Source organism: Pedobacter sp. 01N416, assembly GCF_056399685.1.
In genome coordinates this window covers 1-3,896 of sequence record NZ_JBFTRT010000495.1, presented here as the reverse complement: position 1 = coordinate 3,896, position 3,896 = coordinate 1, and the positions used below count along the sequence as shown (strand labels likewise).

3 protein-coding genes are annotated in these 3,896 nt (G+C 42.4%); 2 read left to right on the top strand and 1 reads right to left on the bottom strand.

Annotation, left to right across the window (positions count from 1 at the left end; genetic code table 11):
* The coding region (locus tag AC1DND_RS22215) for an SAVED domain-containing protein (protein WP_477584787.1) at nucleotides 1-801 on the top strand (801 nt) is incomplete at its 5' end.
* 1 nt (nucleotide 802) lies between these two features.
* Nucleotides 803-2,350 carry a nucleotide-binding domain-containing protein gene (locus AC1DND_RS22210; RefSeq protein ID WP_477584786.1) on the top strand — a complete coding sequence of 516 codons (1,548 nt, stop codon included), beginning with the start codon at nucleotides 803-805 and terminating at the stop codon, nucleotides 2,348-2,350.
* Nucleotides 2,351-2,727: 377 nt separating this feature from the next.
* Here the strand turns inward: AC1DND_RS22210 and AC1DND_RS22205 are convergent, their stop codons facing one another.
* Entirely contained in the window at nucleotides 2,728-3,735 is a 1,008-nt protein-coding gene (locus AC1DND_RS22205) for a CHAT domain-containing protein (protein ID WP_477584785.1), read from the bottom strand.
* Between the last annotated feature and the right edge of the window lie 161 nt (nucleotides 3,736-3,896).

The window sequence follows — 3,896 nt, the reverse complement described above, 5'->3', positions numbered from 1 at the left end:
GAACTGCTCACTAACATTACTCCGGACAAGCAAAGCCATATGGTACTTCTTGGAGCACGAATTGGTGAACATGACAGTCCACTAAATTACCGGGATTGTGTCTCTGCAATGGTTCCCGAAAGGTATCCCTCATCTACAAGACCAATTGTGCTAGGAATAGGGAATTTAGCGATAAAGGATTCCGATCAAAATTATTGGCCACTTCAGGAAAACCAATTAAAAATGATGTTTGAGCGGGACATTACACCGCTACGTGCGGCAAATGGTCCCCAGCATTTTTCAATCTTTGCACTCGCGCCGATGCCCATTCTGATCCGGCTGGGAACGCTTCTTGGAAATATTTTTTCCACAGATGTCTACCAGCGCCGGCGAAATCCTGAGGCAAGCTGGAAATGGCTGAAAAAAACGAGCAACCGTTCCTTTCAATTGACTCTTCCAGATAATTTTGACCATCCTCCAGTACTCAATTTATCAATAAGTGGGACCATTACCAATGACCGTATCCACGAAATCCTGGGCGAGGAGGTCAACATTTGGACGATAAAGTCCGATATTATTGACCTGGACTGTATGGAAAGTAAGGTACAACTAGAAAGATTTAAACAACTAGTCCGAAAAACTTTTGATCAGCTCAAGGCAAAACATGGGCAGAAGGCAATCTTAAGCATCTTTCCTGCGATGCCCGTATCCTGCGCTGTAGAGTTCGGACGGGCCTGGATGGCTAAATCTGATCTGTCAATGGATATTTTTGACCAGAATAAAACTAATAATTCATTCATCAAAACTCTAAGCATACACTAACATGGAAATGCTCCTTGAAGCAAAACGCAATTTCGGGACTTTCCTCGAACAACTCGCTGACACCCTGGATCTGACCGAAGGCCAGCACAAGACCGCAAAGGAAAAATATACTTCTGTAGCAAATTTTCTTGCCGCCCCGGATACTCTGCTCACACCCTTCGACCCAAGAGTATTGGTACAGGGCTCTGTCCGAATCGGCACAACTGTAAGGCCCATCGGGGAAGATGCGGAGTTTGATATCGATATGACCTGTATTCTTTCTGTAGACATGCCCGCTAAGCAGGAAGACCTCAGAAACATTATTGAAGAGAGACTTCGGGAAAGCAGTGACTACAAGCGCATGCTGAGCGAGGAACAACACCGGAGGTGCCTGAGGCTGCATTATGCAGAAAGCCTGAAATTCCACCTTGATATTGTTCCCGCTATACCCGACGACCCCAGCTGGATACAGGTGCAGGGCGTTCCTGAAGCGTATGCAAAACATGCCATTCTGATCAGCGATGCCGACCATGACTACTTCGATCAGGATAAATACAGTATCGACTGGCCCAAAAGCAATACCGAGGGCTACGCATTATGGTTTTTGGACCGTATGAAAATCCAAGCCGACCGTATCAGGATGGAGCTCAAAGCCCAATTGCTGCTGGAAAGCGTCGACGATGTACCCGAATACAAAGTCCGAACGCCACTGCAAAGAGGGATACAGCTGATGAAGAGACACCGTGATATGATGTTCAAGGACGACTGCGACAATGCGCCGGTATCTATCATCATTACCACTCTTGCTGCAAAGGCCTATGAAAAGGTTATTTCCGCCAGCCAGAGCACCATCTTCTATGATATACTTATCGAAATGATCGATGCCATGCCCACTTTTATCAAGCACTTCGCCGGAGAGTTCCATATTGAAAACCCGGTCAACCACAAAGAGAATTTCGCGGATAAGTGGAACGAGACACCTAAAAAGGCAAGAAACTTTATTGACTGGATTACCGCCTTCAAAAATGACTTTCAGCAGTCCTTTAGAACCGGGGATATCMAAAAGGCTATCAGCTCCCTTCGCCCTCAGTTTGGCGACCGGATCATCAATGAGGCGCTGAACAGATTCGAACCTTCAGGACAGCTACTTAATGAAAGCAAGAATACTTCGCTGATTCCCAATGTTGCCCATAGGCAAATGCCACTATGGCCCGTAAGGCCCGAACATAAAGTCCGCATCACTGCCAAATACAAATCCCATGATAACAACTGGACTTGGACCGAAATCAATGAAAGAACGCTTGAAAAAGGTGTTAACTTAATGTTCAATGCTTATACCGATGTTCCGGAACCTTTTAACGTTTTCTGGCAGGTGGTCAACACCGGAGCGGAGGCCAGAGACAGCGGCTGCTTGAGAGGCGCTATCTTTCCTGCTGGAACGGCCGGGACAGGTGGGCTGCAGCAACCGGAAGCCACCAGCTATTCCGGTCTGCACTGGGTGGAATGCTTTATCGTGAAAAACGGCATATGCGTGGCGAGGAGTGGGGAATCGATTATCAGGATTAGATGATCCCAGACCATCGTAGCACAAGTTCACATACTAACCTTAATTAAGACAACATTCATGGCTTTAAGTCATAATGCGAAATAATAGGGCCCTTTGGCCAGCAGTCATTGTTACAAAATCTAATATAGATGTTATGCTCCAAACCTTAAAAGAATCTTATTGGGTCTGATTGCGACTATTGTCATGCACATCATTGGGAACTGGGGTTTGCCCTCTCCATGTTTTTTATTATAACAGCAAGAAGAACAGGCTGCCCCTCTATATGTTTACCATTATAACTTTCTGACGAAAGATGTTTTCCTGCTAGGCGCAAATTGTTTAAACAGGTGATAAATCAACTTTCACACGAAGCCCTTTAGACTTAACTTAGCATAGTTACTTTATGATACTTTTTCCGACTTATACCAGATTTCTGGAATGTTCACTTGATCTGGGTCGGCAACCATTAAATGTACTTTTCCAAACTGAAATGCAGATAAGATATCTTTTTTCTCAGCTAGTGCTTGATAAAAGCCTTTTGCGAATTCTGTTGAAGCATCAACCCCAACGGGACTATTCATTCCTATAACATAGATATTATGTTTGGAAATTGATTTTGCTTGTTCAGCAGAATAACAAGCACTGAGAAAAACACATTGTGTAATGCCAGAAAATAATTGGAATAAACTCTCAAGCGCTGCTGTAGGTATTAGTACGCTTCTACCGTTATCTTCTTCCATTGCTAGGCCTTCTTCCGTTCCGTGTCCCGTGAAATGAACAAATTGAGGATTATGTTTCATAAGTTCACTTGTCAAGGTATCAAGCTTTGCGCCAGTTTTTGAAATCAATTCTATATCATCTCGATTGGTTGATGATTGAAGAACTTCGCTTATTTTACGCTGTTCCATTCCGGCATTGAGCATTCCAGCGTCAGTTGGAGATGACGCAAAAAAAAGAATTTTATCTTTGATTGTGGTAACTAAAGTTTGTGATTTATTTAGGAGGTAAATAACTTTATTCCTTACACTGTATTCCCAATTATCTTCACGGAGGTCAAAATGAACGATGGCCCAGCCATCTTTATCAAAATCACTTCTGCATTTTATTTGTTCTGTTTTGTAGGCTGTTAGCCCAAGAATACATTCAGGTTTGTGAAAATCCTTTCTCAGATTTATTTCTTTAATAATTCTAAGACCAGCTAGCTTTTTGACCTCTTCTTTTTTTCTGTTCGGTAAATTTAAATCTAGAATTAAAAGATCTATTTTATATCCGCGCATAAAATAAGATATAGCGTCAGCAACATTTTCTGCAATAAGTATCTCTACGTTTTCACTTGATACAATCTCTTCAATCACCAGTTTGATTTTCTCAATTTTTAAAGGTGTATCATCCACAATTAATATTTTCATGAGTTAAGAGACCGCATAAAAGTTTCAAGTTCCCTTTCCCAAGACGTGTTTTTCAGATTGTAGTAAATGTATCCTTTGTAGAGAGTTGGAAAGTTCTCACTCAGTTGTTCATCAAGTTCTTTAATTGAAATCAGCCCGCCATCAAATTCATTGTATTGAGT

Bases quoted from the DNA above. Each gene is read 5' to 3' on its own strand.
- AC1DND_RS22205 (WP_477584785.1), bottom strand. From the start codon at position 3,735: ATGAAAATATTAATTGTGGATGATACACCTTTAAAAATTGAGAAAATC.